This is a genomic window from Lederbergia citrea (assembly GCF_018343525.1).
GTDB lineage: Bacteria > Bacillota > Bacilli > Bacillales > Bacillaceae_C > Lederbergia > Lederbergia citrea.
Genome location: NZ_JAGYPH010000001.1, coordinates 525,421 through 549,766, shown reverse-complemented (window position 1 = coordinate 549,766; position 24,346 = coordinate 525,421). Strand labels below are relative to the sequence as shown.

Genomic DNA, 24,346 nt, shown 5'->3' with positions numbered 1-24,346 from the left:
CTTTGGGTTTTCCTACACTATATATAAACTTTTTAATTCACTTCCATGGAGATAGAGATTATTTTGAATGTCATGAAGTTCTCGAAGAGCATTGGAAGAATTGCGGAATGCATCGAAACTCAATCTGGGTGGGGCTGATACAAGTTGCAGTAAGCTTTTATCATTACCGTCGAGGAAATAAAAAAGGCGCGGTTAAAATGATGGATAAAGCAGTCCACCTATTAACATATAAACAGCAAGAAACAGAAACACTAGGTATCAATCATCAACACTTAATAACAAAATTGAAAAATAGTAGATTACAGATGATGAATAATATGCCTTATATGGCAATTAACCTCCCAATTAACAACCGCGAGCTGCTCAATTTATGCGTCGAGCAATGTGTAAAGCTAGGTTATGAATGGGGAGACATAGATGATCATACTTCTCAATCCATTATTCACAAGCATAAAATGCGTGATCGTTCAGATGTTGTTGCAGAACGAAAATTTGCCCTAGAAGCAAAAAGTAGAGAAAGAAAATTACTTTTAGCATAATGACAAAAGCGCATGCTTGGAGCTAGACGCTATAAAGCTCGGATGATTTATTCATCCGAGCTTTCGTCATTAAGAAAGTTACATTTTTCAAAAAAAGCTGCCGTATACTCAGTCGGAATGAATGTTTTATCTTCATGAAGCTGTTTTAGAGATTTTAACATACTTTTCCCAATACCTTCATGACGGTGGGATGGATTGACAGAAATATGCTGTACTTCCACTTGATCATCATGTATAACCACACCGATTAATCCCGTGATATCTTCGTCCTTCCATAGAAAAAGCTGCCAGCTACTTTCTGACTCATAATTTTTCATTGTGGTTTGTAGTTTTTTAAGGTCTTTTTCATTCGGCATAAATGAGAGAAGGCCCATCGCAATCTTTTCATAGGCTTTCTTATAACGAATTAACATAATAGATCCCTCGTTTTTCTTTTTTCCGGGAGGCGAGCTAGGTATCCAGCTTTTCATCCTTTGAAGGCATTTTCAAAACAGTTGCCACTTGCGGATTTTTAAAGAAATTCAACTGTATGCTGATTAACGATTTGGCGCGATAAAAAGCCAATAAGCAAGTCCCCACATAATTGCTACAGTTAAGATCAAAATATATAAGGTAATATTCCTATTACGCAAAGCATGAACACCCCTTACTCTAACATAAGCACACTCTAATAAAATGTGCTGCCTATAAAGATAATTGTATCGACTATTCACTTATTTAGCAAATATGTAAGAAAAGCGCGCTTACGCTTTTCTATTATCCAGCGCCTATCAACTAGTGTGCTGGGTTTTTTCAGTAAAAGGAAGATCAAGCCTAAGTAAATCTTCGTATGTTTCACGTTGTACAACTAATTGATCATGTCCATTTTCAACAAAGACAACAGGTGGACGAGGAATTCGGTTATAATTATTGGCCATGGAATAACCGTATGCTCCTGTACAGAACACTGCTAATATATCGTTAGTACCCACGTCTGGCAATGATAAATCCCAAATAAGCATATCGCCGGATTCACAACACTTACCTGCGATGGAAACAAGATCTTTCGGTTCTTCATTGGCGCGGTTGGCCAAAATTGCTTCATACTTTGCATCGTAAAGAGCAGGCCTTAAATTATCTGTCATTCCACCATCGACCGCTACATATTTTCTTATGTTGGGCACTTCTTTACTTGACCCAATCGAATATAGGGTTGTACCTGCATCTGCCACAAGTGATCTTCCCGGTTCTATCCAGATTTCAGGCATAGGCAGGGAGAGTCTTGTTGTTGCTTTTCTAACTTCCTGAATCATTTCTTCAACATAATGAGCGGGATCCAAAGGCGTATCTTCATCAGTATAACGAATTCCAAATCCGCCACCTAAATTTAATACTTTCGGGGTAAATCCTAATGAAGTTTGCCATTCTGCCATTTTTTCAAGGATTTTCTTCGCAGCTAAAATAAAGCCCGTAGTTTCAAAAATTTGCGAACCAATATGACAATGAAGACCTAACACATTTAAAAATTTGCTTTCTACTGCCAATTGTAGAGCCGTTTCTGCTTGACCGTTTTGTAAATCAAAGCCAAACTTTGAATCTTCTTGCCCAGTTAAAATATAATCATGAGTGTGTGCTTCAATCCCGGGCGTTACGCGGATTAAGATATTTACTACTTGTTGTCTTTCCTGACAGAGGTGATGGAGCATATGCAATTCATGAAAATTGTCCACAACAATACAACCTACTCGGTGCTCCAATGCCATAACAAGCTCGTCTTCACTTTTGTTATTACCGTGAAAATGGATCTTTTCAACTGGGAAATCCGCCTTGAGCGCAGTAAATAGTTCTCCGCCCGATACTACGTCAAGTGAGAGTCCTTCTTCCTTAATGAGTTGAAGCATAGCAATGGTTGAAAATGCTTTACTTGCATATGCTACTTGCGCTTTAATTCCAAGCTTTTCAAATGTCTGTTTAAAAGCTCTTGCTCTCTTCCTTATTAAGGCTACATCGTAAACATATAAAGGTGTACCATATTTTTCAACAAGTTCAATCGTGTCTTTCCCGCCAATTTCCAAATGTCCACTTTTATTGATTTCAGCTGTACCGTATAAGTGCATTTTTTTCCCTCCCACATGCATATATCAACTAATAATAAAGCAATCGGGATCCATACCGATTGCTTTCAAAGCATTAGCCGTACCGGAAGGGCGAGTACGTTGCCTTCCTGATAAGTTTCATAAACTTTACCATACTATAATTTTTTCTGCAATGGATTATTGATCATTTTGGCGGCTGACGAAACCTATCACGCGGATGTACAATACTTGGTCGGAGCTTGGCTCCCGGTACTGTACGCCGAATTAAAATATGCACGAAAGCTGCAGGGTTAAACGGCAACACAGGCCATAAATAAGGCGCATTTAGCGGGCGTAACCATGCAAGAAAAAGAATATACAGCGTAGTTCCAATAATTAGGCCGGGAGCCTTGAATATCGCTACTAAAATAAGCAGCAGCATTCTTACCATTTTATTCGCCACACTCAATTCATAGCTTGGTGTACAAAATGTCCCGATAGCTGCTAGTGAAATGTAAAGGATAACTTCAGAATTGAATAAACCTACATCGACGGCAATCTGACCAATGAGGACTGCGGCGATTAAGCCCATAGCGGTTGAAAGCGGTGTAGGCGTATGAATAGCAGCAATTCTTAAAAACTCTACCCCAAGATCTGCCGATAGCAGTTGAATGATTAACGGGATTTCCGATTCTTTATTTGGTCCTATAAAGGCAAGCTTTTCTGGCAGCATAGACGGTTCAAGGACGAAAAGAAACCATAGCGGCAAGAGGAAGATCGAAGCCCATATGCCCAAAAACCTCGTCCAGCGGACAAATGTACCGACAGCAGGTGACTGCCGATATTCTTCAGCATGCTGTACATGGTGAAAGAAAGTGGTTGGAGTAATAATGACACTTGGAGAGGTATCGATAAAGATTAGGACATGTCCTTCCAACAAATGAATTGAGCCTACGTCCGCCCTTTCTGTATACCGGACAAGGGGATACGGATTATATCCTTGTTTCATAACGAATTCCTCGATCGTTTTGTCTGCCATCGTAATTCCGTCGATATCGATTGCTTTCAGCTCTTTTTTAATCGTTTCGATAAGATCGGGATTGGCGATGCCGTCAATATATCCAATCGCAACATCTGCCTTGGATCTTTCACCTACTTTAATAATTTCAAATCTTAGCCTTTCATCACGAATTCTCCTTCGTGTTAATGCTGTGTTTACGACAATATTCTCTACATAACCATCTCTAGAGCCCCGTACAACCTTTTCTGTATCTGGTTCTTCCGGTTGTCTTCCGGGGTAGCTGCGTACATCGATGATTAAGGCAGTTTCTTCTCCTTCTATAACAACGGCTATTAAACCCGATAACACTTGATCGACCATCTCATCCAATGTGTTCACTTTCTCAACGGATTCGTGGACGAGCCTGTTTTCTATGAGCTCATAGATTTTTTTCGTGGGTTTTTCATTATTATTTAAATTCACTAGTTCTTTAATAATTTGGATAATATAAATCGAATCGGTTAAACCATTTACGTAATAAATATCTACCCTTTTCTTCAAAATAACTAATTTCCGCTGTCCGATATCAAAGCTCGTGCCTAGTCCTACCCTCTTTTTAAAAAAGTTTTCAAGATTATCAAGGTCTTTATCGATTCTTTTCTCAATGGAAAGATCTTTGTTCTTCATCATGCTTCCTCCTTTCACGAGAAAATATTTTTAATCATTAATGAAATACAGCCATTGAAACAATGAACCACAAATTTTCCCTAGCACGATCGCCATTAAGAGCATTAAGATCTTTCCATCCACCCCAACTCTTTTTGATAGGATGGGCATTACATTTAATACTTCAGTTAGTGCCGCAGCAAGCATACCGACGAAAGTTCCACAAAACAGTCCAATAGGAACCATTATCCAAGTAAATAAATGAAATGAAAGATCTCTCAGTCCAATCCATACAGCAACAACTGCCCCGGAAATTACCGCCCATTCATAAAAGCGAATCATATTTCCTGTTTTCGTTAGCTGAGTTAAGCGAGGAATAATACCCAAGACGGTTAAAAAAGCCACAAAACCACTGCCAACCGCTAAGCCTCCCGCCAAGCCAATGACGATTAAAGCGACACTTTTAATCACCATTCAAATGCCTAACACTCTCTTTGTTTTCATTAATAGCTACATAGCGGTCTAGGTCCTGCTGGTAATTAAACATTTCGATTTCCAGTGGGCTTGGCTCTTCATTGAATCTTTTTTTGAAAATATGATTAAAAAATAATACCATTCCAAGTCCTATACCGAATGAATATGGAATTTGAAGAAGTAATGGCTTTTTATTATGAATCCCCGTAATCATCCAGTAGAGCCTTTGATGAACTGCCTGCATGCTGACTTCTTCATGAAAATTAAGGATGGCAAGTCCAGCACCGATAAAAAGCAGCAGCCAGACAGCGATAAACAAAGGATAGCGAGATTTCTTTTCTTTAATCATTTCAATAATGGTTTGATTAGGTCCGATTGTTTGAATATCTGATTCAGGAAAATATTCGTATATTTTTTTTATGACACTCATAACATCTAGAACCGCCAAGTTATTATCCGATTGATTAAGTTGATATACCTCAATATCCTTGAGCACAGCAAAAACCTCATCAGCAGCGATAATCTGGGCAGCTTGTGAAAGAGTAATCTTGCCTCCTTGTTTTGTTTCCACTCGTTGGCGCATCCGAATATAGACTGTGAATGTCATTTTTTCACTTCCCGCATTTCCAATTGTGTATCACATATTATTTAGCATGAGGGATTTTTTTATACGGAATGCCTAACTTCAATCCATCCGATACTTTCCTAAATTAAAAAAACAAAAAACACATGGACACCGCTAGGCATCCATGTGTTCTTTCATTTGTTCCAATATTTTCTTTTCAAGCCGGGAAACTTGAACCTGTGATATTCCGAGTCTTTCAGCTACTTCCGATTGAGTTTGATCCTTATAATACCGAAGAAAAACAATTAATCTTTCACGTTCATCAAGACCGCGAATCGCTTCCTCCAGTGCTATTTTATCAAACCATTTATGGTCATTTTGATCTGCAATCTGATCGATTAATGTGATTGGATCGCCATCATTTTCGTAGACTGTTTCATGAATAGATGCAGGTGAGCGTCCGGCATCTTGGGCCATGATGACATCTTCCTGAGGGACATCGAGATAGTTAGCTATTTCAGCGACCGTTGGTACTTTTCCTTCTCTTTTAGCAAGCTCATCTCTTGCTTTTCTTATTCGATTTCCAAGCTCTTTCAAAGATCTGCTTACTTTCACTGTACCATCATCACGAATAAACCGTTGTATCTCCCCAATAATCATCGGAACCGCATAGGTTGAAAATTTGACGTCATAAGAAAGATCAAATTTATCAACGGACTTCAATAAGCCAATACTGCCAATTTGAAAAAGATCATCGGGCTCATATCCACGATTTAAGAATCGTTGGACAACAGACCACACAAGCCGTACATTCCTCTCAACCAGAATGTCTCTCGCTTCTTGATCTCCCTCTTGGCTTCTTTTAATATATTCCTTTACCTCAGCATCTTTTAAAAATCCTTGCTTCGTCTCTTTCTTAAGTTCCACATCCATAGGCGCGGCTCCTTAATTGCATAACGCTTTGTTTTTCGTTAAATATTTTATTAAACGAATCGTTGTGCCTGTACCTTGGTGTGATTCCACTTCTAACTGATCCATAAAGTTCTCCATAATTGTAAAACCCATACCTGATCTTTCCAACTCTGGCTTAGTCGTAAATAGCGGTTGTTTTGCCTCTTCTATATCCTTAATCCCAACTCCATTATCCCTAATGACTAGATCAATCATATCGTTCTCGATTGCTGCTGAAATATAGACGATACCAGCAGGATTTTGCTCATAGCCATGAATAATCGCATTGGTAACAGCTTCTGAAACTACGGTTTTAATTTCTGTCAATTCATCGAGTGTAGGATCTAGCTGTGCAATAAATGCGGCAACAGTAACTCGGGCAAATGATTCATTTTGGCTGAGCGCACTAAATTGAATTTGCATTTCATTTCTCATTTGTTAGGCGACCCCCAATCTTTCAAGAGCAAACTGCTCTGATGGTTCCAGTCTCATTATTTTAAATAGCCCAGACAATTCAAAGAGTCTCTTTACTGGAGGGGTAATAGCGCATATAACCATTTCGCCATGTTTCAATTTTATTTGTTTATATCTCCCAAGTATTACGCCTAAACCAGAGCTATCCATGAAGGTCAATTTTTCAAGATTTAAAACGATATGAAGGATTTGATCTTTCTCAATCGATTCCGTTACTCTTCTTCTTAGTTCTTCCGCCGCATGGTGATCTAATTCACCTGACAGGCGAATGCATAACACATCTTGCATTACTTCCAAATCAATTGATAGACTCACTATCCTTAGCCTCCTTGCTTTTAGGTATAGTGAGTCAATTCTATTTCAATCGTCCCAATTCCTTCCTCATGACAAAACTAGAACTAATTCGCTAATTTTTTTAAAATTATTTGGAATGGGTGAATAATCCGAATGATCGTTTATATAAATCCCACCAACTGGCACGCTTCACACTTTTTTCTGCAGTAAGTGCTGTCTTCACTAGGACTTTCCCATCTTTTTTGATAATCAACATACCGACTTCTTCACCTTTATGAATCGGAGCCTTTAAATGATCCTTCAATTTTACTTCTTTCGTTATTTGATCAAGTTTTTCTCCTTTTTTGGTCAAAACTGACACCGATTCCCCAGTTACCGCTTTTATATCTTTTATATTACCTTTGCTTATTTTTACTTTTCCAAGTGTTGCACCTTTTTTATATACCGGGTGAGTTGCGTATTGGGAAAAAGAGAAATCGAGCATTTTTGTTATTTGCGCATTTCTGCTCTTCGATGTAGGGGCACCGAATACTACTGCAATTACTCGCATGCCATCTTTTTTCGCAGTAGCAGTTAAACAATACATGGCATCTCTTGTAAAGCCTGTTTTTAATCCATCGACACCGGGGTAGAACTTCACAAGCTTATTCGTATTAACGAGCCAAAACTTATTATCTGTATTTTCTCTTAAATAGGATTCATACATCTTCGTAAAATCGGTAATTTCCTCATGTTTTAATAATTCTTTTGCCATCATCGCCATATCATGTGCAGTACTATAATGGTCTTTTGCCGTTAAACCGGTTGTGTTCTTGAAATGGGTATTCTTAAGTCCGAGTGATGCAGCTTTCTTATTCATCATATCTACGAAAGCTTCTTCACTTCCGGCAATTTTTTCCGCCATCGCAACTGATGCATCATTGGCAGATCCGATTGAAATGGCTAACAGCATTTCTTTCACTTTCATTTCTTCGCCTGGCTCAAGGAATATTTGTGACCCACCCATAGAAGCTGCATATTCACTCGTCCTGACTTTTTCCTCTAACGATAATTTTCCGCTATCTAGTGCTTCCATAATGAGCAACATTGTCATGATCTTTGTCATGGAGGCAGGAGGCAGCTTTTCGTTACTATTTTTATCGTATAAAATTGTTCCGGTATCGCGTTCAATTAAGATAGCTGATTTTGAATCATTTGAAAGCTCAGCTTGTTTCTCCGCTGCAAATACAGACTGGGAGCCTAACAAGGTGAACATCATAAAAAAACTGATCAATGCACCTACTAATCTTTTCATATTAACCCCTCCGATTTTATCATTCAAAAAACGGTAATGTTTTCCATAGACCCATTGTCCCCCAGGTAGTATTTTTTATACCAACTAAAATAGAAAAAAGCCGAAGATTCTCATCTTCGGCTTTTTAGTCCATTCTTATGTTTACAAAGCGGCAACCAGCGCTTTTACGAAGCGAAGAAATTCGCTTCGTACTTTCTCTGTTGTTTCAATTACTTCATCATGCGAAAGTGGCTGATCAAGCATTCCTGCTGCCAGATTAGAGATGCATGATATCCCGAGAACCTCTATACCGGAATGACGTGCAACCGTTACTTCTGGAACAGTTGACATACCTACTGAGTCACCACCAAGGAGACGAATCATTTTTACTTCAGCAGGCGTTTCGTACATCGGACCTGGATTACCGAAATAAACTCCTTCACGAATCGTTAGATTGAGCTTGGTGGCAGTTTCTTTTGCAAGACCAATCAGCTTTTTGCTATAAGCTTCTGACATGTCAGGAAATCTTGCCCCCAACCGCGAGTCATTTGCTCCAATTAGCGGATTCCCACCCATATTGTTTATATGGTCGGTAATGATCATTAAATCACCAGGCTGAAATTGTTCGTTTACTCCGCCGGCCGCGTTTGTCACGATCAATGTCTCCACTCCAAGTGCTTTCATCACTCGGACCGGAAATGTTACTTCGGAAAAATCATAGCCTTCATAAAAATGAAATCTTCCTTGCATGGCTATTACTTCGTTTCCATTTAAATCACCTAATACAAGCTGTCCAGCATGGCCTTCAACGGTTGAAACTGGAAAATCCGGGATGTCTTCGTATGGAATTTTTACAGGTTGCTCGATTTCATCTGCAAGAACACCAAGACCCGAACCAAGAATCAAGCCGATTTTAGGATTGCCTTTATATCTATCCTTTATAAAAGTCGCTGCTTTTTCTATTTTTTCAAACATGAGTTCTACTCCTTAATATGCAAGTTTTCTAGAAAGCTTGTCCCTTCCCCTTGCCATTTTATCTTGAAATTTTCTGCAATAGTGGCCCCAACATCAGCAAACGTTTTACGAATAGGCAGCTCGCCCCCTCCATTAAAACGCTTCGAGTAAACAATTAAAGGTACAAACTCTCTTGTATGGTCAGTGCCGGGATGAACCGGGTCATTTCCATGATCAGCTGTAATGATGAGCAAGTCATCTTCCTTCATTTTAGATAGCAGTTCTGGAATCCTCTCATCAAATTCCTCCAAAGCCTTCCCGTATCCTTCCGGATCTCTCCGATGTCCATATAGGGCATCAAAATCAACCAGATTCACAAAGCTGAGTCCCGTGAATTCACTGTCTACTACATCGATCAATTTGTCCATACCATCCATATTAGAAACGGTCCTGACAGCATCAGTAATTCCTTCGCCATCATAAATATCGTTGATTTTACCTATAGCAATCACATCGAAACCATTATCTTTCATTTCATTCATGACCGTCCTGCTAAAAGGCTTGAGAGCATAGTCATGACGGTTTGGAGTCCGCTTGAAATTACCCGGCTCTCCAATAAACGGACGGGCAATGACGCGCCCAACTTTAAATTCATCCACCAGCGTCAGTTCCCTTGCCGCTTCACAAATCCGATAAAGTTCTTCAATAGGAACTATATCTTCGTGCGCAGCAATTTGCAAAACAGAATCAGCAGATGTGTAAACGATCAGCGCTCCTGTCTTCATATGCTCCTCGCCTAAACGATCGAGAATTTCTGTTCCACTAGCTGGTATATTTCCAATAATACTTCTACCTGATGCCCGTTCAAGCTGTGTAATCAGTAGTTCCGGAAAACCATCAGGAAAGACCTTGAATGGATGACTTGTAACAAGTCCCATGATCTCCCAATGTCCAGTCATCGTATCTTTTCCTCTAGATGTCTCTTGCATTTTTGTATGGTAAGCAAGTGGGTTTTCTGCTTTTTCAATCCCTTTTATTGCTTTAATATTTGAAAGGCCCATTTTCCCCATATTCGGCATAGTCAGACCGTTCATCTTTTCTGCGATATGTCCTAATGTGTCTGCACCCTCGTCATTAAATAAAGCGGCATCAGGAGCTTCCCCGATTCCCACTGAGTCTAGGACTATTAAATGAATTCTTTTATAACTTGAATTTTCCATTGTGTTGCCTCCTCTTTGATGTGCATATGAGTATCATACCCCGTTAGATGGCAGAAAAAAACTAACCCGCTCGGAGGCGGATCCATCAGCATTCGTACGGGATAAGACTGTGCCAGTTAAACAGTATGTCCGACCCGGATATTCGCTTCAAGCCCTAGGATGATATTTTGTGTATACATCTTTCAACCTCGTTTTTGTGACGTGGGTATAGATTTGAGTCGTTGAAATATCGGCATGTCCAAGCATTTCCTGGACTGCTCTGAGGTCTGCTCCATTTTCAAGTAAATGGGTGGCAAACGAATGGCGAAGTGTATGGGGGGTAAGCTCTTTTTCAATCTTGGCTTCGGATGCCAACTTTTTAATTATTTTCCAAAATCCTTGTCTTGTCAGACGATTTCCGTGATGATTAAGAAACAATGCTTCAGTCTTGTATTTCGCGCTTCTTAATTTCGGACGCGATTCTTGTAAATACTCTTCAATTGCTTTTGATGCAATATTGCCAATTGGTATTATTCGCTCTTTATTTCCTTTCCCTATACAACGAACGAACCCCATTGTTAAATGCACGTTTTCCATGTCCAATGAAATAAGTTCACTTACACGAATTCCCGTTGCGTATAATAGTTCAATCATCGCCCTATCCCTTATACCAAATTGCGTAGTTTTATCGGGGGTTTCCAATAATGATTCAACTTCTTGGAAATTAAGAACCTTTGGTAATGTTCTTTCGAGCTGCGGTGTCTCAATATGAACCGTCGGATCTTGTTCAACTGCTTTTTCACGCAGTAAAAACTGATGGAATGAACGAATTGAGGCAATATGACGGGCAAGCGTTTTAGCTGACTTTCCCTGGTCTTTTAAATAGGATAAAAATTGTATAATGTGTATCCTGGAAACAGTGTCCAGCGATTGTAACTGCTCTACTTGTTGCAAGTATTGAAGATAATGCTTCAAGTCTCTTTCATAGGATACTACCGTATTTTTGGCCAATCCTTTTTCCACAATCATAAAGTGGATAAAATCCTGAAGCCGATCTCGCATTGTACATTACTCTCCATTTCGATAAAAAAGCATCAAGCGCTCAAACCAGCCGTTTTCCCCACTTTCGATTGGCTGAAATGCCTTAACTGCGCTTCCTTCCGGCTCATCATAACGCCGATAATTTTCATATTCCTGATTTATCCACATGATACCATAATAAAAGAGGATAGTGCATCCCGCAAATAACAAAAACAGCCGAATTGTCCCAAAGAATACTTTTATTAGATTCCTCATTAGTTATCATTCCTTTGCTTTTCACTGTCCAAGGGCTAAACAGCGCCTTCCGCTTTTCTTTGTCCAGCTCCAGCGCCTAGCCCCTCGAGGTCAAATAACCTGAGGCAATAAAAGTCAAGACCGGACTTTTTTTGCCTCAGAACATTTGCTTGTCGGGGCTGAACAGGCGCTTCCGCTTTTCTTTGTCCAGCTCCAGGCGGCAGGGGCTCGAGGTCACAAGTCAGTCGCTTCTGAAGGCAAACTACGCCTTCTGTCAGCGCCACCTTGTGCTTGTCGCCCCTAAACAGCCGCCTTCCGCTTTTCCTGTTATCATCATATGCCCAGCTTGTCTAATTTTATTCAAAAATATAAAAGCCTTTTCCGTATAGGCGGAAAAGGCTTTTTATTGTTTATCGTTTTCAGTTTTTTCATCCGATTTTTTGTGACAACGCCAACAGATGCCATGGAATGTGAGTCTGTGATCTTTTATTTTAAAATTCCAGTCACGCTCGACAATTTTTTCGACATCCCCTAATAAATCATCCTGTATTTCGTCCACTGCACCACATTCAATACAAACTAAATGATGATGAAAATGTGCAGCGCCCTCCTGCCTTAAATCATAACGGGATACACCATCGCCAAAATTGATTTTATCGACCACTTTTAATTCTGTTAAAAGCTCTAATGTTCGATAAACAGTTGCAAGGCCAATTTCGGGGGATTTTTCTTTAACCAGGAGATAAACATCCTCTGCACTCAAGTGATCTTCCTCATGTTCAAGTAACACCCGAACCGTGGCTTCACGCTGGGGAGTAAGCTTATAGCTGGCAGAATGCAGTTGTTTCTTAATTCGATCAATGCGACTTTCCATACGTATGTATCCTCCCTCGCCACTATCCACTATATTATAGCAGATAGGAAGGGATAATCAAACTAAAATAATTATAAAAAAGAGAGGATTATCCCCTTATAAAAGGTTGTTTTTTTAAATATTCAACCATTATTTAGCGATAGTCGAAAGTATTGATTTCATCAGCGCTGGGACAATATATGCCTCTATACTTGCTGCGACAGTTATGATGGCCATAGCACCAATATACACCATAAAATAGCTGGCAAAAACAGGAACAAGCTGAAAGGGAAGACTTTGCCTTATGAATATTTTCCTGATTAATTTCATGGATAACCCGATGGAACAGGCGGAAATAAAAATAAAAACGGGTATAATGAGTAAATTTTGTGGCAGCAAGGATACGAATGACAACAGCAAGCCATTCCAGCCCATTTGATTTACAAGAAAGCCTACAGAAAAGCCCACGACAATTCCTTTAATAAATAATAAAATGAAAATAAGCGGAAAACCGATAATAGATATACCAAGTACCCATATCAAGCCCGCAAATTTCACATTATGAATAAAGCTTAATTTTAACAATTCTTCGGGAGGAACCATCTTCCCTTCACCAATTTGACCGAAAAACTGGTTTAAATAGTAAAAAAGATCTTCCTTTTGATGACTCGATAAGCTATTTACAATAATGGCTCCAAAAATTACACCCATTAAAAATAACACCATAATGAATGTGTAAATAGAAGAATATTCTTGGAAATGACGAGTGATTATGTTAGTAGAGAGTCTATTACGCATCATTTGCTTCCTCCTGTCCCACGATTGATACATCATATGTAGGACAAGCAGCCAGTATGACATCGATTCATTGTTTTCGTTTGTTTCCTTACTCTAAATCTTTTGCGACTTTTCCATATCGCCCACCTCCGCCTAACTCCAATTGAAGCTCTCCACTTCTCGCTTTTATAATGAGCTTGGCTAAATCTTCTTTCACTGCAGTTTTCAGTTCCTCCACCGAAACCCGATGAAGGATATTCATTTCAGACCCGAAGTGGTCGTACAATTTTTCCATCGTTTTCGTGCCGAGACCCGGCAAAAACTCTAATGGTACTTGGTGGACATACGGCGGTCGTGTAGGAGCATTTTCTTTGGAAGCCAATTCCTCAATCCGTTCGGATACTCCCTTTGTAAATTTATTCGACCCACAATTGGCACAAACACTTCCACGCTGCGGTTCAAAGCAAATAGCACAAGTTGTCCGATAATACTTACCTAGATATGGATTGAGTCCATAGTTTTCCATTATTTTATTCCCATCTTGACTGTGCAATGCTTTCGCAAGTGAGCTGAATGTTGGAGACTCCAATCTCATACGTTGATATTCTCTAGCCATTTTCGGCAATGAATGAGCATCCGAATTGGTGACGAATGTGTAGTTATGCATTTCTGCAATTTTATCCGCCATAAAAGTATTTGAACTTAATCCAAGTTCCATCGCATCAATCAAGTCTGGTCTTAAAATCTCTTCTAGAGAAGCCTTCACACCTTTTCCATATAAGCTTTTGAATGGTGTAAAAACGTGTGCCGGAATAAACAGTCCGCCTAATGATTTTACAAAATGCTGTAATGTTTTCGCATCTTCATACATTCTTTGGGTACTGAGCTGGAGGTTCGTTACTCTTGAAGACATCCATGTTGAAAACTCCTTTAAAGCGTCAAAGTTAGGTAAATAACTTAGAACATGGATTGGCCCGCTACAGTTTTGATCATAAATCTCAATTTCCGATCCGGGAATAAGCGTTACTTCATTATCAAACCGAAAACCGCCTTCTTCAATTTCCACCAGGTCACCTTTATTAAGCAATTGCTCGATTTCCATCATCACTTCCGGCGAGTGACAGTCGATTACGCCGACTATATCGAGTCCTTTCGGATACTTTGCCGTCTTTAAAATATTTGTTAATGTGAGATTTTTGCTTGCGGTAATTTTCACAGGTTTTCCTGTAAATGTTCTACCGATATGAATGTGTAAATCAACAAAATACTCGTTCATATTTTTCCCATCGCCAACTGGAGCTGTAAATAAAGAACGGCGTAGGCTGTTTTAGCATCATAAATGCGTCTGTCCTCTACACATTTTACAGCTTCTTCTATCGTAAGCTTGTGCAGCTCAACAAACTCATCTTCATCACCCGCTCTTGGATTTTCTACTTTTTTCAATTCCTTAGCTATATATAAATGGATGAGCTCATCAGCAAAACCTGGGGAGGTATAGAATGAAATAAGATGCTCCAGATTACCAGCCGTATACCCTGTCTCTTCTTCCAATTCACGCGCAGCCGTGAGCTTAGGCTGTTCTCCAGGCTCCAGTTTTCCTGCTGGTATTTCAAGCAGTGAACGCTCAAGCGCTTTCCGATACTGCTCCACCATAATGATCTTTCCGTTTTCAGTCATTGCAATGACTGCTACTGCACCTGGATGTTTGACCATTTCCCGTTTAGCTGTTTTTCCATCGGGAAGTTCTACCTCATCCACCTGTAAGCTAATAATTTTCCCTTTAAAAATATTGTTTGTACTTATTGTTTTTTCTTCGAATTTTTTCATCTATATCCACTCCTTCTCGTATTGCTTTCCCCAATCATCAATCATATTATCACACAGCTGAAAGAACATTAATTTTGTTTAAGATAGACGTTTCACGTTAAAATAAATAAAAGACTTTGAGAGGCGGGATTGAAGTGGAAAAAAGACAACTTGGAAATTCAGATTTATGGGTTTCAAAAATCGGGCTCGGGTGTATGTCTATCGGGACGGAAGAAAAAAAAGCAACACATATTATTGAAGCGGCTTTAGATTCAGGAATCAATTATTTTGATACAGCAGATTTATATGATTTCGGTGTGAATGAGGAAATTATTGGAAAAACACTTTCATCTAGACGCGAAGATGTAATTATCGCAACAAAAGTAGGAAATCGTTGGAATGACATGAAAGAAGGCTGGAGATGGGATCCTTCTAGGGCATATATAAAAGAAGCGGTGAAAGATAGCCTTCACCGACTTAAAACAGACTATATCGATCTATATCAGCTTCACGGGGGGACGATTAATGATCCAAGCGAAGATACAATTGAAGCATTCGAAGAATTGAAAGCAGAAGGGTTAATCCGTCATTACGGAATTTCTTCCATCCGCCCAAACGTAATTCGTAATTACGTTCAGAATTCTTCCATAGTCAGCATCATGATGCAATATAGTTTGCTCGACCGCCGGCCTGAAGAATTAATGTCCCTATTAAGTGAGCATGACATAAGTATTGTTACAAGAGGCTCAGTCGCAAAAGGCCTTTTAAGTGACAAAATGTTGGAATCCCCCGAAATTGACCATGCGGAAAAAGGTTATCTTAATTATTCCGCTATCGAAATTAAAGAGTTGCACGATAGTATTAAAGCAAATATTTTACGTGGACAAAGGACACTAAATGAAGTTGCTCTTCAATTTAATCTGGCTCATGAAGCTGTTGCTGCTGTGGTGACTGGAGCAAGTTCAATAGAACAAATAAAGGATAATGTACGCGCTGTAAACACAGCACCACTTACTGATGAAGAATTAACATATTTAGAGATGATTTCAAAGGAAAGTAAGTATCAAGAACATCAATAAAAGTTTTCGATCATTATCGACGGATTCTTCCATTGTTCTACATTATGTTTTACATCGTTATTTTTGGCCTATCTAATGTACGAGTAAAAAGCCATGCTTTCCACTTTTTTACAACTTATTTTTCTGTTCTCTGACAAAATGATACGAATAAATACATATTTATAATTTTCAAGAAACTCTTCGACATCGACATTTTTTTTAAGACTGTGACTATCATAATGCCTATACTAGACACATAGAGATACTTTATAGAAAAAGGCAAGTCTGATCGAAAGGCAGATACGCAAAGCCACAGGCCTACGGTATGCATTTTTACTATGGCAGCTGGGTTACCTAAAACTACGTTATGTATTTTAGGAGGTCATTATGGTGACTACGGCAAAGATTAAAACGGAACAGTTGGACGAAGAATGGATTGAATTAATTTTAGCAGCACTTGACGCGGGTATTAGTGCTGAAAGTATTCGCAATTTTTTCCAGCAGAAGTCTAATAATTAATAGTGTTCTCGTATTTTTTCACAGTACATAAAAAAACATTTTACTGTGTTCTAAATATGAAACAAACCTTCGTTATATGATATAATCTGCTGTAAGGAAGGTGAAGATTTTCATGATTGGTTTGCGCATACGTGATTATAGAAAGAAAAAGGGAATGTCTTTATCAGAATTGGCGGAAAAAGCCGGAGTTGCAAAATCATATTTAAGCTCTATTGAACGGAATATCCAATCAAACCCGTCTATCCAATTTCTTGAAAAAGTTTCGTCCGTCTTGGATATTTCAGTTAATTCACTACTTCATGGCGAATCCGAACATTCGGGGAATTTGGATCGTGACTGGGAAGATCTCGTTAGGGAAGCCATGTCATCTGGGATTTCTAAACAAGAATTCCGTGAATTCCTTGAATTTAATAAATGGAAAATCAACAATAAGTAAAAAAACGTTCATTGACGCAATGTCGTCTGAACGTTTTTTTGTCCTTGTTACTTAATGGCTCCAGCTGTTAAACCATCCATAAATTGTTTTGATGCAATGAAAAACAGAACAATCATTGGCAGTGATGATAGGGTTAAGCCTGCAAATAATGCTCCCCAATCAGCCGAGTGTTCCCCGAATAACGATAGCATACCTACCGGGATTGTCTTCTTCGATTCTTCTGTAATGAAAATTAACGGAAAGAAGAAATCATTCCATGACTGAATAAAATTGATTATCACGACAGTACCTAGTGCTGGCCGCATTAATGGCAGCACTACATTCCACAAAATTCGTAAGTCTGATGCACCGTCAATACGTGCAGCTTCTTCAAGTTCAACCGGCATCGTCTTGAAAAACCCTGTTAAAATGAGAATCGAGAGCGGTATCCCAGTAGCGGTATACATAAAAATAAGTGACCAAAGGGAATTAATCAGCCCTAAATCATTCATTAATATGAACAATGGTACGATGCCTAATTTTATCGGAATCATCATTCCCATTAAGAATAATAAAAATAATAAGTTATTCCAGTAAAACTTGAACCTGGCGATATAATAAGCCGCGAGTGAACAAGTAATTGTGATAAGCAAAACAGAAACAACACTTACTATGACACTATTTAAAAAATAATCAGTAAAAGGCACTCGTTCTAATAAACTTTTATACGTATCGAGACTGAATTTTCTAGGAAAAGCTAATGGATTCTTAAATATTTCTATACTTGATTTAAATGATGAAAGTAACATTAATAGAATTGGATACAAGCTTGTGGCGGCAAAGATAGAAACAATGACGTAATAAACTGTGCTCGTCCAAACTGTCTTTTTCATGTATCCCACCCCCTACATTTCCACTTCTTTTTTCTGCATTACTTTTAAGATAAAAATGGTGAACGTAGCGATAAAAATGAATAAAACCGTTGCCAGCGCTGAACCTAATCCAATCGCTGTAGAATCACCTCCCGATGAACCGCCAAATGCGAGGCGATAAAAATATACGGCTAATGTATCTGTCGAGTGGTATGGTCCACCATCCGATCCTTGCATAGCGTACACTAACTCGAACGCTTCAAATGATTGAATAAACGTTAAAACTGTCATGATCATGATGGAAGGTATCATTAATGGTAAATAAATTTTTCGCAGCATAGGACCGCCCTTCGCCCCATCCAATGTTGCCGCTTCTACTAATTCGTTGGGAATGGCCTGAAATCCAGCTAAGAAAATCAACACACTAAATCCTAAACCAAACCAGCAGTTCACTAAAATAATGGCGGTTAATGCTGTTTTCGGATCACCTAACCAAGCCTTTTGTAATGTTTCCAAACCGAATTTACCAAAAATCACATTTAAAGCCCCGTAATTTGGATTCAAAATGAGCTTCCATAAAAATCCAACCACAATCACAGATAATAAACGCGGCAAGAAAAAAGCAATTTTAAAAAATTCCGCTCCCCGAATTTTTTTATAAACTATAAATGCCAATAAAAACGCAAGCCCATTTTGTACAACCATTTGTAAAACGAAATAAAGTACATTATGTTGAAAAGCATTCCAAAATAACCCCGCAAATGGCTCTAAAGTAAATAGATTTTTGAAATTTTGAAGGCCAATAAAAGCGCCTCTTTTAATGCCTTTCCAATCAAAAAAACTATATGTGAGTGCTGCTGCCAAAGGGTAAACAATGAACAATCCATAAATAATAAGAGCAGGAATGGGGAAGAGGTGGACACTCCACCTCTTCCCCTTCCTTTGTTTGACTCGGTTAGTAGAAATAATTTCATGTTTCACCTGCATAGTCGCCGCCACCTTATTTCTTGAATGGTTCATACCATGTAGCTGCATTCTCCTGTACTTTTTGCGCAACTTCTTCTGGAGATTGTTTATTTAAATACATTCCTTGCAATTCTGTTTCAAGCGTTGCCTTTGTGGAAGGATTTCCTCCCGTAAAATGAACGACAAACATGTATGGCGTTGGTCGTTCTTCGACCGCTTTACTTAAAGAATTGACAAGTTCATCATTGGTTGTAATCCCAGGAATGGCACTGATCATTTTAAATTCTTCTGTAAATAGCTGACCAAATTCCTCTGTCGTTAGGAATTCCAAGAATGTCTTTGCGGATTCTTTATGTTTAGAGTTAGCATTAATTGCAAAAGAACCATCAACCCAAGTCGTAATGGTTGGCTCCTTGCCGACAGCAGACGGCATTGGGAAGAAACCGAAATCAAGGTCCGGGTTCATTTCGCGTAATACTTCTATCTCCCAACTACCCATCGGAAACATCGCAGCCTCTTCCGTGAAAAATAATGTACGAACATCCTCCATACCTAAGCCTTCATAGTTTGCCGGGAAATATTTACTAAGATCATTCATTGCTTTTAATGAATTTACAAATTCATCACTTGTAAAATCAGTTTCGCCTTCCGTTATTTTCTCGACAAAATCTGTTCCCCCATAATGAGCAGGTCCGATCATGCCGTGCGCTGCAGAGAGTAACCAACCTTCCTTCGATCCTAAAGCGATTGGTATAATTTTTTCCTTTAATAATTTTTCATTCATCTCAATGAATTCACCCCATGTTTTTGGTTCTTCCAATCCTAAATCTTTAAAAATTTTCTTATTATAGAACATTTGGGTTGTACTAATGTTTAAAGGAACACCATATTGTTTTCCATCAGCCCCTTTTGAAGCCATGAGGGATGATTCAGGAAAGACATCCAATCCTTTCAGGCCGTCCAATGGCTCGACATATCCTGAATCAGCAAGAGTAATCCCTGCAGTATATGGGCGTAAATGGAAGATATCTGGTCCTTCTCCACCTTGTAACGCTGTATTAAGAATTGTATTATACTCTGTGTTTTTTGATGGACTAAATTTAATCTCGATATTTGGATGCTGTTCATTAAATTTTTCAATTACTTTTTTATACTTATCTACATCCTCTGTTCTCCAACTGCCCATCGTCAATTGAACTTTTTCTGCAGTGTCTTCACCCGGATTAGAAACATTTTTCTTTTCTCCACCTTTATCTGAGGAACAGCCTGAAACGACTAGAATGATTGCCAATAAACTTCCGAGCCACCATTTGTTAGATTTTTTCAAGATTTGACTCCCCTTTTTCTTAGATTGTCAAAATTTAATTTTTTGGCTTTATACTGAACAAACTAGCAAACTAGCACACTGGGAATTTCGGCGACTATTACATTTATCAATAAATTTAATACAATAAGTATTTATTTCTTAATTTCTTAAATTCTTTTAATTCTGCTTCCCAGCGTGATTTCATTTCCTTCACTGTCATGCCTTCCATGATGCCTTGGCGGATCCAGCCGTTTCCGATTAGATTGTCAAAAAAAGCTGTTAAACTAAAGCTCTCAGGATATAAATCATGTATAGTCTTTACGATATGCAGCCCCGTTTCAACAGGCTGATAGGCATCACGGTCGGTTATATGAATTTGAACACCATGCGAAAGTTTCCCGCTGTGCTTAGAAAAAGTCGGTGTAAACGATGCACTCCGGAATATTACCCCTGGAAGATTCAGCGAATTTAACTTTTTGGCAAGTTCCGTGCTATTGATGAACGGAGCCCCAATCAATTCAAATGGCTTCGTTGTTCCCCTTCCTTCCGACGCATTCGTTCCTTCAATGAGTGCTGCCCCCGGGTATACGAGTGCTGTCTCAAGCGTCGGCATATTTGGTGAAGGGAGTACGAACGGTAATCCTGTTTCATCATAGTACGAATCGCGCTTCCAGCCCTTCATTTCAACAACAGTCAAATCTGCATGAATACCGAATTCCCTATTGAAAAGCTTGGCCAATTCTCCAACTGTCATTCCATGGCGAAGCGGGATGGCATATTGTCCGACAAACGAAGCGAATTCTGGATCAAGTACAGGTCCTTCGACTTTTGTTCCACCAAGCGGATTAGGCCTGTCCAATACGATGAAAGGAATACCCTTTTCCTTTGCAGCCTCCATTGCCAGTGCCATCGTATAAATATACGTATAGAAGCGTGTTCCAACATCTTGAATATCAAACAAAAGTACATCAACGTTTTCAAGCATTTCAGGTGATGGCTTCCGTGTGCTTCCATACAGGCTATATACAGGAAGTCCTGTTACCTCATCAATATAATAAGGGACATATTGTCCCGCCTGCGCATCGCCACGAACACCGTGCTCAGGTCCGTAAAGCGCCGTTAACGATACATCTGGATCGTTGTGGAGCAAGTCAACGATACTATTCAATTCTTGGTCAACACCCGTTGGATTCGTAATCAAACCGACTTTTTTCCCTTTAATCAAGTTCTTTTTTTCTTTCAGCAGAACCTCTACACCAATGGCAAATTTTTTATTTTTCTTACCTCCATCATTTGATTTTCCGTTACCATTATCATGGTTAGCTAACACGGCCGATAATGACGAAAGAACAAGCACTGCTGTCAATAAGGTGATCATCCATTTTTTCATGTTCATCTCTCCTTCATCGTTTCAGTAAGTTAATCCGTGGCCATATTGATATAAAACCCCGCCTGTATAATTAGGAATCGTTACAGGTAGTTTTCCAGTCGGTGCAAGCTGTCCAAAAATAATCGAAGCCGTCGCATTAAAGCTTGCTGATCTAAAACTGTATTGGGCTAAATACGCATCAACATTTGGGAATGCCATGATGTCATAAGGATTACGGATCCCAACGGCAATCACCGGCGTATCTGTTTCATTTTTCAACTGATTGACCATACGCATTTGAGCATTGGAAGGTGTTCTTCCAGACACCGTCGAAGTGTTGGTCCCAACAATGACCGCTTTTGAACTTCGTATTTCGTTTAATTGGGCTTCTGATAACGGACCGCTTGAATTAATTAACATGGTGTTTGCTTGATAGCCTTTCAAAGCATTGAATAGATCACTACTATATGTGCTCCCTACTACAACAATTTTGTCATCTGTGTTAGGTGTCAAAGGCAAAGCATTGTTATTTTTCACTAATGTAACTGACTTTTCTGCCGCTTCCCTTTCAACTTGCTTATTCTCTTTAGAACCGACCACTTGAAGCGCATTCGCAATTTTTTCTTTAATTGGCTTTGGATTTTCTTCTTTGATGATGCCGCGTTTCAGCTTCAAGGCCAAAATCCGTTTTACAGAAGCTTCGATACGATCAACGGAGATTTCACCGGAATGAACGGCTCCCAGTAATCCGTTTGCGACACTTTCAAGCCCAACCGGCATTAATACAATATCGGTTCCGGCATTAACTGCACGAATGACAGCATCCACAGGTCCAAAGTGATCAGTAATGGCCTGCATGTTCAAAGCATCAGTGAAAATCAATCCCTCATAACCCATTTCTTCTCTCATCAGTTCTGTTAACACCTTATATGAAAGAGTTGCTGGAAGATTTATTTCCGTCCCATCCTTTTTGGAAATTACCTTCGTACCATCAATCTTCGGGAATGTGACGTGTGCCGTCATGATCGCGTCTATTCCCGCCTCCATTGCTTTTTGAAATGGATACAATTCTACTGCTTTTAGCCTTTCTTTATCATACGGAACCTCCGGAAGACCTAAATGCGAGTCGGTTGCTGTATCGCCATGTCCCGGAAAGTGCTTTGCTGTGGCCGCTGTTCCTGTTGCTTGCAGCCCTTTCGTATAGGCAACACCGAGCTTAGCCACCAATTCCGGATCCTCTCCGAACGATCTAACGCCAATGACTGGGTTATCCGGATTGTTATTAATATCAAATGAGGGGGCAAAGTTTACATTGATTCCTAGTGCCGAGAGCTCTCCCCCAATCGCTTTACCCACTTTATGTGCCAGTTCCTCAGAACGCGTAGCTCCAAGCGCCATATTTCCGGGCATATCTGTGCCAGATTGTAGACGCGTGATAATACCTCCTTCTTGATCAATCGTAAGAAAAAGGCCATATTTTTCTGTAGCAGCTTGATAGTCTGCAACAAGTTTGGCCGTTTGCTCTGTAGTAACAACATTTTCCCTGAACAAAATGACTCCACCAAGGTGATAATCTTTTACAAGCTGTTCAATTTCAGGGAGCATTTCAGTCACATCTTTTCCTTTCCAATTTCTAAAATCAGGCATGAGCATTTGGCCGACTTTTTCTTCTATGCTCATGATTTTTACAGCATTCTCGATTAAGTTGTAACGTTCTCCTTTACCTTTTACAACCTCCACTTTAAATGACGGTTTCCCTTTTCCTTGTCTTGCTGCTGGATCAGGTTTTACATCAATCGCCATTCTATCGTTATATGTACCGTCATTTACCGTAATAAATGTTCGGCCTGTTTTACCCGATATTTTGACAACACCATTCTTATCAACTGAAGCCACATTTTTGTTTGAGGTTGTCCAGTTTAAGTTTTTTGAGGCTGCCGTAAAATGGCCTTCATGGTAAACATGTAGTGCTTTTAAGTGGAATTCCCCTCCTGCCTTCTCCATTTCCACTTCAGGTACGTTTTGAAGGATGACCAAATCTTTTACTGTTGATTCACCTGCGGCTTTTGGATTGTTAGCACCGGCTAGAATAGGTGAAGCCAATAGTGCGATAATCAGGATTGGAAGGAAAATAAATTTACGTAAAACGAACACATTTCATTCCTCCTTTTACTTTAATTGCAAACGCTTACAGCGTTGATTTAAGGTTAACTTATTTAGCTTTGGATCTCTACACACCGGAAGTACTATCATTATCAGTTAGTACTCTTTATTCCAAACTAATGACCTGATTCCTTTTTCCTGTTTTTGAAATGTTTTGATATAATTAATGATTAATAAAAAAGTAAACGGCCTACTCCCGAAAAAGGGAGCCAGGCCGTTTATTTAGTATAACAATCAAATTTTAAAATATTCCTACTTATAATCCTTCCAATTTAAAGGTGTTTCATTTAATAATTCCTCAAATGTTTTATTTTTGTCTCGTTGCTTCTTTTCTTCTAGCTTTTTAGCTTTCTCTGCTGTTTTTTTCTGTTCTTCCGCTTCAAGTAGATCATATTGCGTCTGCTTGAGCTTTTGTAGCACTTCGGGATTGAGTCCGTCCTTTAAGGTGACATTCCCCGTATCCTGTTCTTTCAATTTTTGCTGTCTTTTTCTTTGTTTTGCCATTACCGCTTTCTCCTTGTCGC

Annotated in this window: 27 protein-coding genes and 1 riboswitch; of the genes, 4 read left to right on the top strand and 23 right to left on the bottom strand. The window is 39.2% G+C overall.

Annotated elements, in window-relative coordinates; translation table 11 throughout:
- The first annotated feature begins 2 nt into the window (after nucleotides 1-2).
- Complete coding sequence (locus KHA88_RS02865; protein WP_249305789.1) at nucleotides 3-539, top strand: DUF309 domain-containing protein; 537 nt, start codon at nucleotides 3-5, stop codon at nucleotides 537-539.
- Nucleotides 540-586: 47 nt separating this feature from the next.
- Here KHA88_RS02865 and KHA88_RS02860 read toward each other — a convergent pair whose 3' ends face one another.
- The 17 genes from KHA88_RS02860 to KHA88_RS02780 all read right to left on the bottom strand — a co-directional run bounded on the left by KHA88_RS02860 (nucleotide 587) and on the right by KHA88_RS02780 (nucleotide 15,175).
- Complete coding sequence (locus tag KHA88_RS02860) at nucleotides 587-952, bottom strand: GNAT family N-acetyltransferase (protein WP_213097260.1); 366 nt, start codon at nucleotides 950-952, stop codon at nucleotides 587-589.
- 357 nt (nucleotides 953-1,309) lie between these two features.
- The gene (gene lysA, locus KHA88_RS02855; RefSeq protein ID WP_213097262.1) at nucleotides 1,310-2,635 is read right to left on the bottom strand and encodes a diaminopimelate decarboxylase; all 1,326 of its coding nucleotides are present in this window, start codon (nucleotides 2,633-2,635) and stop codon (nucleotides 1,310-1,312) included.
- 163 nt (nucleotides 2,636-2,798) lie between these two features.
- On the bottom strand, nucleotides 2,799-4,283 hold the full coding sequence (locus KHA88_RS02850) for a spore germination protein (RefSeq protein WP_213097263.1): 1,485 nt from the start codon (nucleotides 4,281-4,283) through the stop codon (nucleotides 2,799-2,801).
- A gap of 27 nt (nucleotides 4,284-4,310) precedes the next feature.
- Nucleotides 4,311-4,733 (bottom strand): stage V sporulation protein AB, encoded by a 423-nt coding sequence (locus tag KHA88_RS02845; RefSeq protein WP_213097264.1) that lies wholly within the window; start codon nucleotides 4,731-4,733, stop codon nucleotides 4,311-4,313.
- Nucleotides 4,723-5,340 carry a stage V sporulation protein AA gene (locus KHA88_RS02840; protein ID WP_213097265.1) on the bottom strand — a complete coding sequence of 206 codons (618 nt, stop codon included), beginning with the start codon at nucleotides 5,338-5,340 and terminating at the stop codon, nucleotides 4,723-4,725. Before KHA88_RS02840 ends, KHA88_RS02845 begins: the two co-directional genes overlap by 11 nt.
- A gap of 132 nt (nucleotides 5,341-5,472) precedes the next feature.
- Nucleotides 5,473-6,231, bottom strand: coding sequence for an RNA polymerase sporulation sigma factor SigF (gene sigF / locus KHA88_RS02835; RefSeq protein WP_213097266.1), 759 nt, complete (start codon nucleotides 6,229-6,231; stop codon nucleotides 5,473-5,475).
- Nucleotides 6,232-6,243: 12 nt separating this feature from the next.
- Nucleotides 6,244-6,684, bottom strand: coding sequence for an anti-sigma F factor (gene spoIIAB, locus KHA88_RS02830; RefSeq protein ID WP_213097267.1), 441 nt, complete (start codon nucleotides 6,682-6,684; stop codon nucleotides 6,244-6,246).
- 3 nt (nucleotides 6,685-6,687) lie between these two features.
- Complete coding sequence (gene spoIIAA, locus KHA88_RS02825) at nucleotides 6,688-7,038, bottom strand: anti-sigma F factor antagonist (RefSeq protein WP_213121379.1); 351 nt, start codon at nucleotides 7,036-7,038, stop codon at nucleotides 6,688-6,690.
- Between the two features lie 106 nt (nucleotides 7,039-7,144).
- Nucleotides 7,145-8,311 (bottom strand): D-alanyl-D-alanine carboxypeptidase family protein, encoded by a 1,167-nt coding sequence (locus KHA88_RS02820; protein WP_213121378.1) that lies wholly within the window; start codon nucleotides 8,309-8,311, stop codon nucleotides 7,145-7,147.
- Between the two features lie 141 nt (nucleotides 8,312-8,452).
- Nucleotides 8,453-9,265 (bottom strand): purine-nucleoside phosphorylase, encoded by an 813-nt coding sequence (locus KHA88_RS02815; protein WP_213121377.1) that lies wholly within the window; start codon nucleotides 9,263-9,265, stop codon nucleotides 8,453-8,455.
- 5 nt (nucleotides 9,266-9,270) lie between these two features.
- Nucleotides 9,271-10,464, bottom strand: a complete 1,194-nt coding sequence (gene deoB, locus KHA88_RS02810; RefSeq protein WP_213121376.1) for a phosphopentomutase — start codon at nucleotides 10,462-10,464, stop codon at nucleotides 9,271-9,273.
- A 147-nt stretch (nucleotides 10,465-10,611) separates the two neighbouring features.
- Complete coding sequence (xerD, locus tag KHA88_RS02805) at nucleotides 10,612-11,505, bottom strand: site-specific tyrosine recombinase XerD (RefSeq protein ID WP_213097272.1); 894 nt, start codon at nucleotides 11,503-11,505, stop codon at nucleotides 10,612-10,614.
- Between the two features lie 6 nt (nucleotides 11,506-11,511).
- Complete coding sequence (locus tag KHA88_RS02800) at nucleotides 11,512-11,739, bottom strand: YqzK family protein (RefSeq protein ID WP_213097273.1); 228 nt, start codon at nucleotides 11,737-11,739, stop codon at nucleotides 11,512-11,514.
- Nucleotides 11,740-12,121: 382 nt separating this feature from the next.
- The gene (gene fur, locus KHA88_RS02795; RefSeq protein WP_213097274.1) at nucleotides 12,122-12,592 is read right to left on the bottom strand and encodes a ferric iron uptake transcriptional regulator; all 471 of its coding nucleotides are present in this window, start codon (nucleotides 12,590-12,592) and stop codon (nucleotides 12,122-12,124) included.
- 129 nt (nucleotides 12,593-12,721) lie between these two features.
- Complete coding sequence (gene spoIIM / locus KHA88_RS02790) at nucleotides 12,722-13,369, bottom strand: stage II sporulation protein M (protein WP_213121726.1); 648 nt, start codon at nucleotides 13,367-13,369, stop codon at nucleotides 12,722-12,724.
- 88 nt (nucleotides 13,370-13,457) lie between these two features.
- Nucleotides 13,458-14,624 carry an endonuclease Q family protein gene (locus KHA88_RS02785; RefSeq protein ID WP_213097275.1) on the bottom strand — a complete coding sequence of 389 codons (1,167 nt, stop codon included), beginning with the start codon at nucleotides 14,622-14,624 and terminating at the stop codon, nucleotides 13,458-13,460.
- On the bottom strand, nucleotides 14,621-15,175 hold the full coding sequence (locus KHA88_RS02780; RefSeq protein WP_213097276.1) for an NUDIX hydrolase: 555 nt from the start codon (nucleotides 15,173-15,175) through the stop codon (nucleotides 14,621-14,623). Before KHA88_RS02780 ends, KHA88_RS02785 begins: the two co-directional genes overlap by 4 nt.
- A gap of 134 nt (nucleotides 15,176-15,309) precedes the next feature.
- Between KHA88_RS02780 and KHA88_RS02775 the strand changes: the two genes are divergently transcribed.
- The 3 genes from KHA88_RS02775 to KHA88_RS02765 all read left to right on the top strand — a co-directional run bounded on the left by KHA88_RS02775 (nucleotide 15,310) and on the right by KHA88_RS02765 (nucleotide 17,167).
- On the top strand, nucleotides 15,310-16,233 hold the full coding sequence (locus KHA88_RS02775; protein WP_213097278.1) for an aldo/keto reductase: 924 nt from the start codon (nucleotides 15,310-15,312) through the stop codon (nucleotides 16,231-16,233).
- 247 nt (nucleotides 16,234-16,480) lie between these two features.
- A riboswitch (cyclic di-GMP riboswitch) is annotated at nucleotides 16,481-16,570 on the top strand.
- 29 nt (nucleotides 16,571-16,599) lie between these two features.
- Complete coding sequence (locus KHA88_RS02770; RefSeq protein ID WP_213097280.1) at nucleotides 16,600-16,731, top strand: anti-repressor SinI family protein; 132 nt, start codon at nucleotides 16,600-16,602, stop codon at nucleotides 16,729-16,731.
- A gap of 112 nt (nucleotides 16,732-16,843) precedes the next feature.
- A complete protein-coding gene (locus tag KHA88_RS02765; protein ID WP_213097281.1) occupies nucleotides 16,844-17,167 on the top strand; it encodes a helix-turn-helix domain-containing protein in 324 nt (107 codons plus the stop codon).
- A 47-nt stretch (nucleotides 17,168-17,214) separates the two neighbouring features.
- On the opposite strand, the gene KHA88_RS02760 is transcribed toward KHA88_RS02765, so the two are convergent.
- The 6 genes from KHA88_RS02760 to KHA88_RS02735 all read right to left on the bottom strand — a co-directional run bounded on the left by KHA88_RS02760 (nucleotide 17,215) and on the right by KHA88_RS02735 (nucleotide 24,326).
- Complete coding sequence (locus KHA88_RS02760) at nucleotides 17,215-18,039, bottom strand: carbohydrate ABC transporter permease (protein ID WP_213121375.1); 825 nt, start codon at nucleotides 18,037-18,039, stop codon at nucleotides 17,215-17,217.
- Nucleotides 18,040-18,051: 12 nt separating this feature from the next.
- Complete coding sequence (locus KHA88_RS02755) at nucleotides 18,052-19,005, bottom strand: carbohydrate ABC transporter permease (RefSeq protein WP_213106865.1); 954 nt, start codon at nucleotides 19,003-19,005, stop codon at nucleotides 18,052-18,054.
- 13 nt (nucleotides 19,006-19,018) lie between these two features.
- Nucleotides 19,019-20,311, bottom strand: a complete 1,293-nt coding sequence (locus KHA88_RS02750; protein ID WP_213121374.1) for an ABC transporter substrate-binding protein — start codon at nucleotides 20,309-20,311, stop codon at nucleotides 19,019-19,021.
- A gap of 115 nt (nucleotides 20,312-20,426) precedes the next feature.
- Nucleotides 20,427-21,680, bottom strand: coding sequence for an exo-beta-N-acetylmuramidase NamZ family protein (locus tag KHA88_RS02745; protein WP_213121373.1), 1,254 nt, complete (start codon nucleotides 21,678-21,680; stop codon nucleotides 20,427-20,429).
- Nucleotides 21,681-21,701: 21 nt separating this feature from the next.
- Nucleotides 21,702-23,813, bottom strand: a complete 2,112-nt coding sequence (locus KHA88_RS02740) for a glycoside hydrolase family 3 protein (protein WP_430413617.1) — start codon at nucleotides 23,811-23,813, stop codon at nucleotides 21,702-21,704.
- 261 nt (nucleotides 23,814-24,074) lie between these two features.
- Entirely contained in the window at nucleotides 24,075-24,326 is a 252-nt protein-coding gene (locus tag KHA88_RS02735) for a YqkE family protein (protein ID WP_213097286.1), read from the bottom strand.
- Nucleotides 24,327-24,346 lie beyond the last annotated feature (20 nt).

Coding starts and splice junctions, on each gene's coding strand:
- KHA88_RS02860 (WP_213097260.1), bottom strand. CDS start 952: ATGTTAATTCGTTATAAGAAAGCCTATGAAAAGATTGCGATGGGCCTT.
- lysA (WP_213097262.1), bottom strand. CDS start 2,635: ATGCACTTATACGGTACAGCTGAAATCAATAAAAGTGGACATTTGGAA.
- KHA88_RS02850 (WP_213097263.1), bottom strand. CDS start 4,283: ATGATGAAGAACAAAGATCTTTCCATTGAGAAAAGAATCGATAAAGAC.
- KHA88_RS02845 (WP_213097264.1), bottom strand. CDS start 4,733: ATGGTGATTAAAAGTGTCGCTTTAATCGTCATTGGCTTGGCGGGAGGC.
- KHA88_RS02840 (WP_213097265.1), bottom strand. CDS start 5,340: ATGACATTCACAGTCTATATTCGGATGCGCCAACGAGTGGAAACAAAA.
- sigF (WP_213097266.1), bottom strand. CDS start 6,231: ATGGATGTGGAACTTAAGAAAGAGACGAAGCAAGGATTTTTAAAAGAT.
- spoIIAB (WP_213097267.1), bottom strand. CDS start 6,684: ATGAGAAATGAAATGCAAATTCAATTTAGTGCGCTCAGCCAAAATGAA.
- KHA88_RS02820 (WP_213121378.1), bottom strand. CDS start 8,311: ATGAAAAGATTAGTAGGTGCATTGATCAGTTTTTTTATGATGTTCACC.
- KHA88_RS02815 (WP_213121377.1), bottom strand. CDS start 9,265: ATGTTTGAAAAAATAGAAAAAGCAGCGACTTTTATAAAGGATAGATAT.
- deoB (WP_213121376.1), bottom strand. CDS start 10,464: ATGGAAAATTCAAGTTATAAAAGAATTCATTTAATAGTCCTAGACTCA.
- xerD (WP_213097272.1), bottom strand. CDS start 11,505: ATGCGAGATCGGCTTCAGGATTTTATCCACTTTATGATTGTGGAAAAA.
- KHA88_RS02800 (WP_213097273.1), bottom strand. CDS start 11,739: ATGAGGAATCTAATAAAAGTATTCTTTGGGACAATTCGGCTGTTTTTG.
- fur (WP_213097274.1), bottom strand. CDS start 12,592: ATGGAAAGTCGCATTGATCGAATTAAGAAACAACTGCATTCTGCCAGC.
- spoIIM (WP_213121726.1), bottom strand. CDS start 13,369: ATGCGTAATAGACTCTCTACTAACATAATCACTCGTCATTTCCAAGAA.
- KHA88_RS02785 (WP_213097275.1), bottom strand. CDS start 14,624: ATGAACGAGTATTTTGTTGATTTACACATTCATATCGGTAGAACATTT.
- KHA88_RS02780 (WP_213097276.1), bottom strand. CDS start 15,175: ATGAAAAAATTCGAAGAAAAAACAATAAGTACAAACAATATTTTTAAA.
- KHA88_RS02770 (WP_213097280.1), top strand. CDS start 16,600: ATGGTGACTACGGCAAAGATTAAAACGGAACAGTTGGACGAAGAATGG.
- KHA88_RS02765 (WP_213097281.1), top strand. CDS start 16,844: ATGATTGGTTTGCGCATACGTGATTATAGAAAGAAAAAGGGAATGTCT.
- KHA88_RS02760 (WP_213121375.1), bottom strand. CDS start 18,039: ATGAAAAAGACAGTTTGGACGAGCACAGTTTATTACGTCATTGTTTCT.
- KHA88_RS02755 (WP_213106865.1), bottom strand. CDS start 19,005: ATGCAGGTGAAACATGAAATTATTTCTACTAACCGAGTCAAACAAAGG.
- KHA88_RS02745 (WP_213121373.1), bottom strand. CDS start 21,680: ATGAAAAAATGGATGATCACCTTATTGACAGCAGTGCTTGTTCTTTCG.
- KHA88_RS02735 (WP_213097286.1), bottom strand. CDS start 24,326: ATGGCAAAACAAAGAAAAAGACAGCAAAAATTGAAAGAACAGGATACG.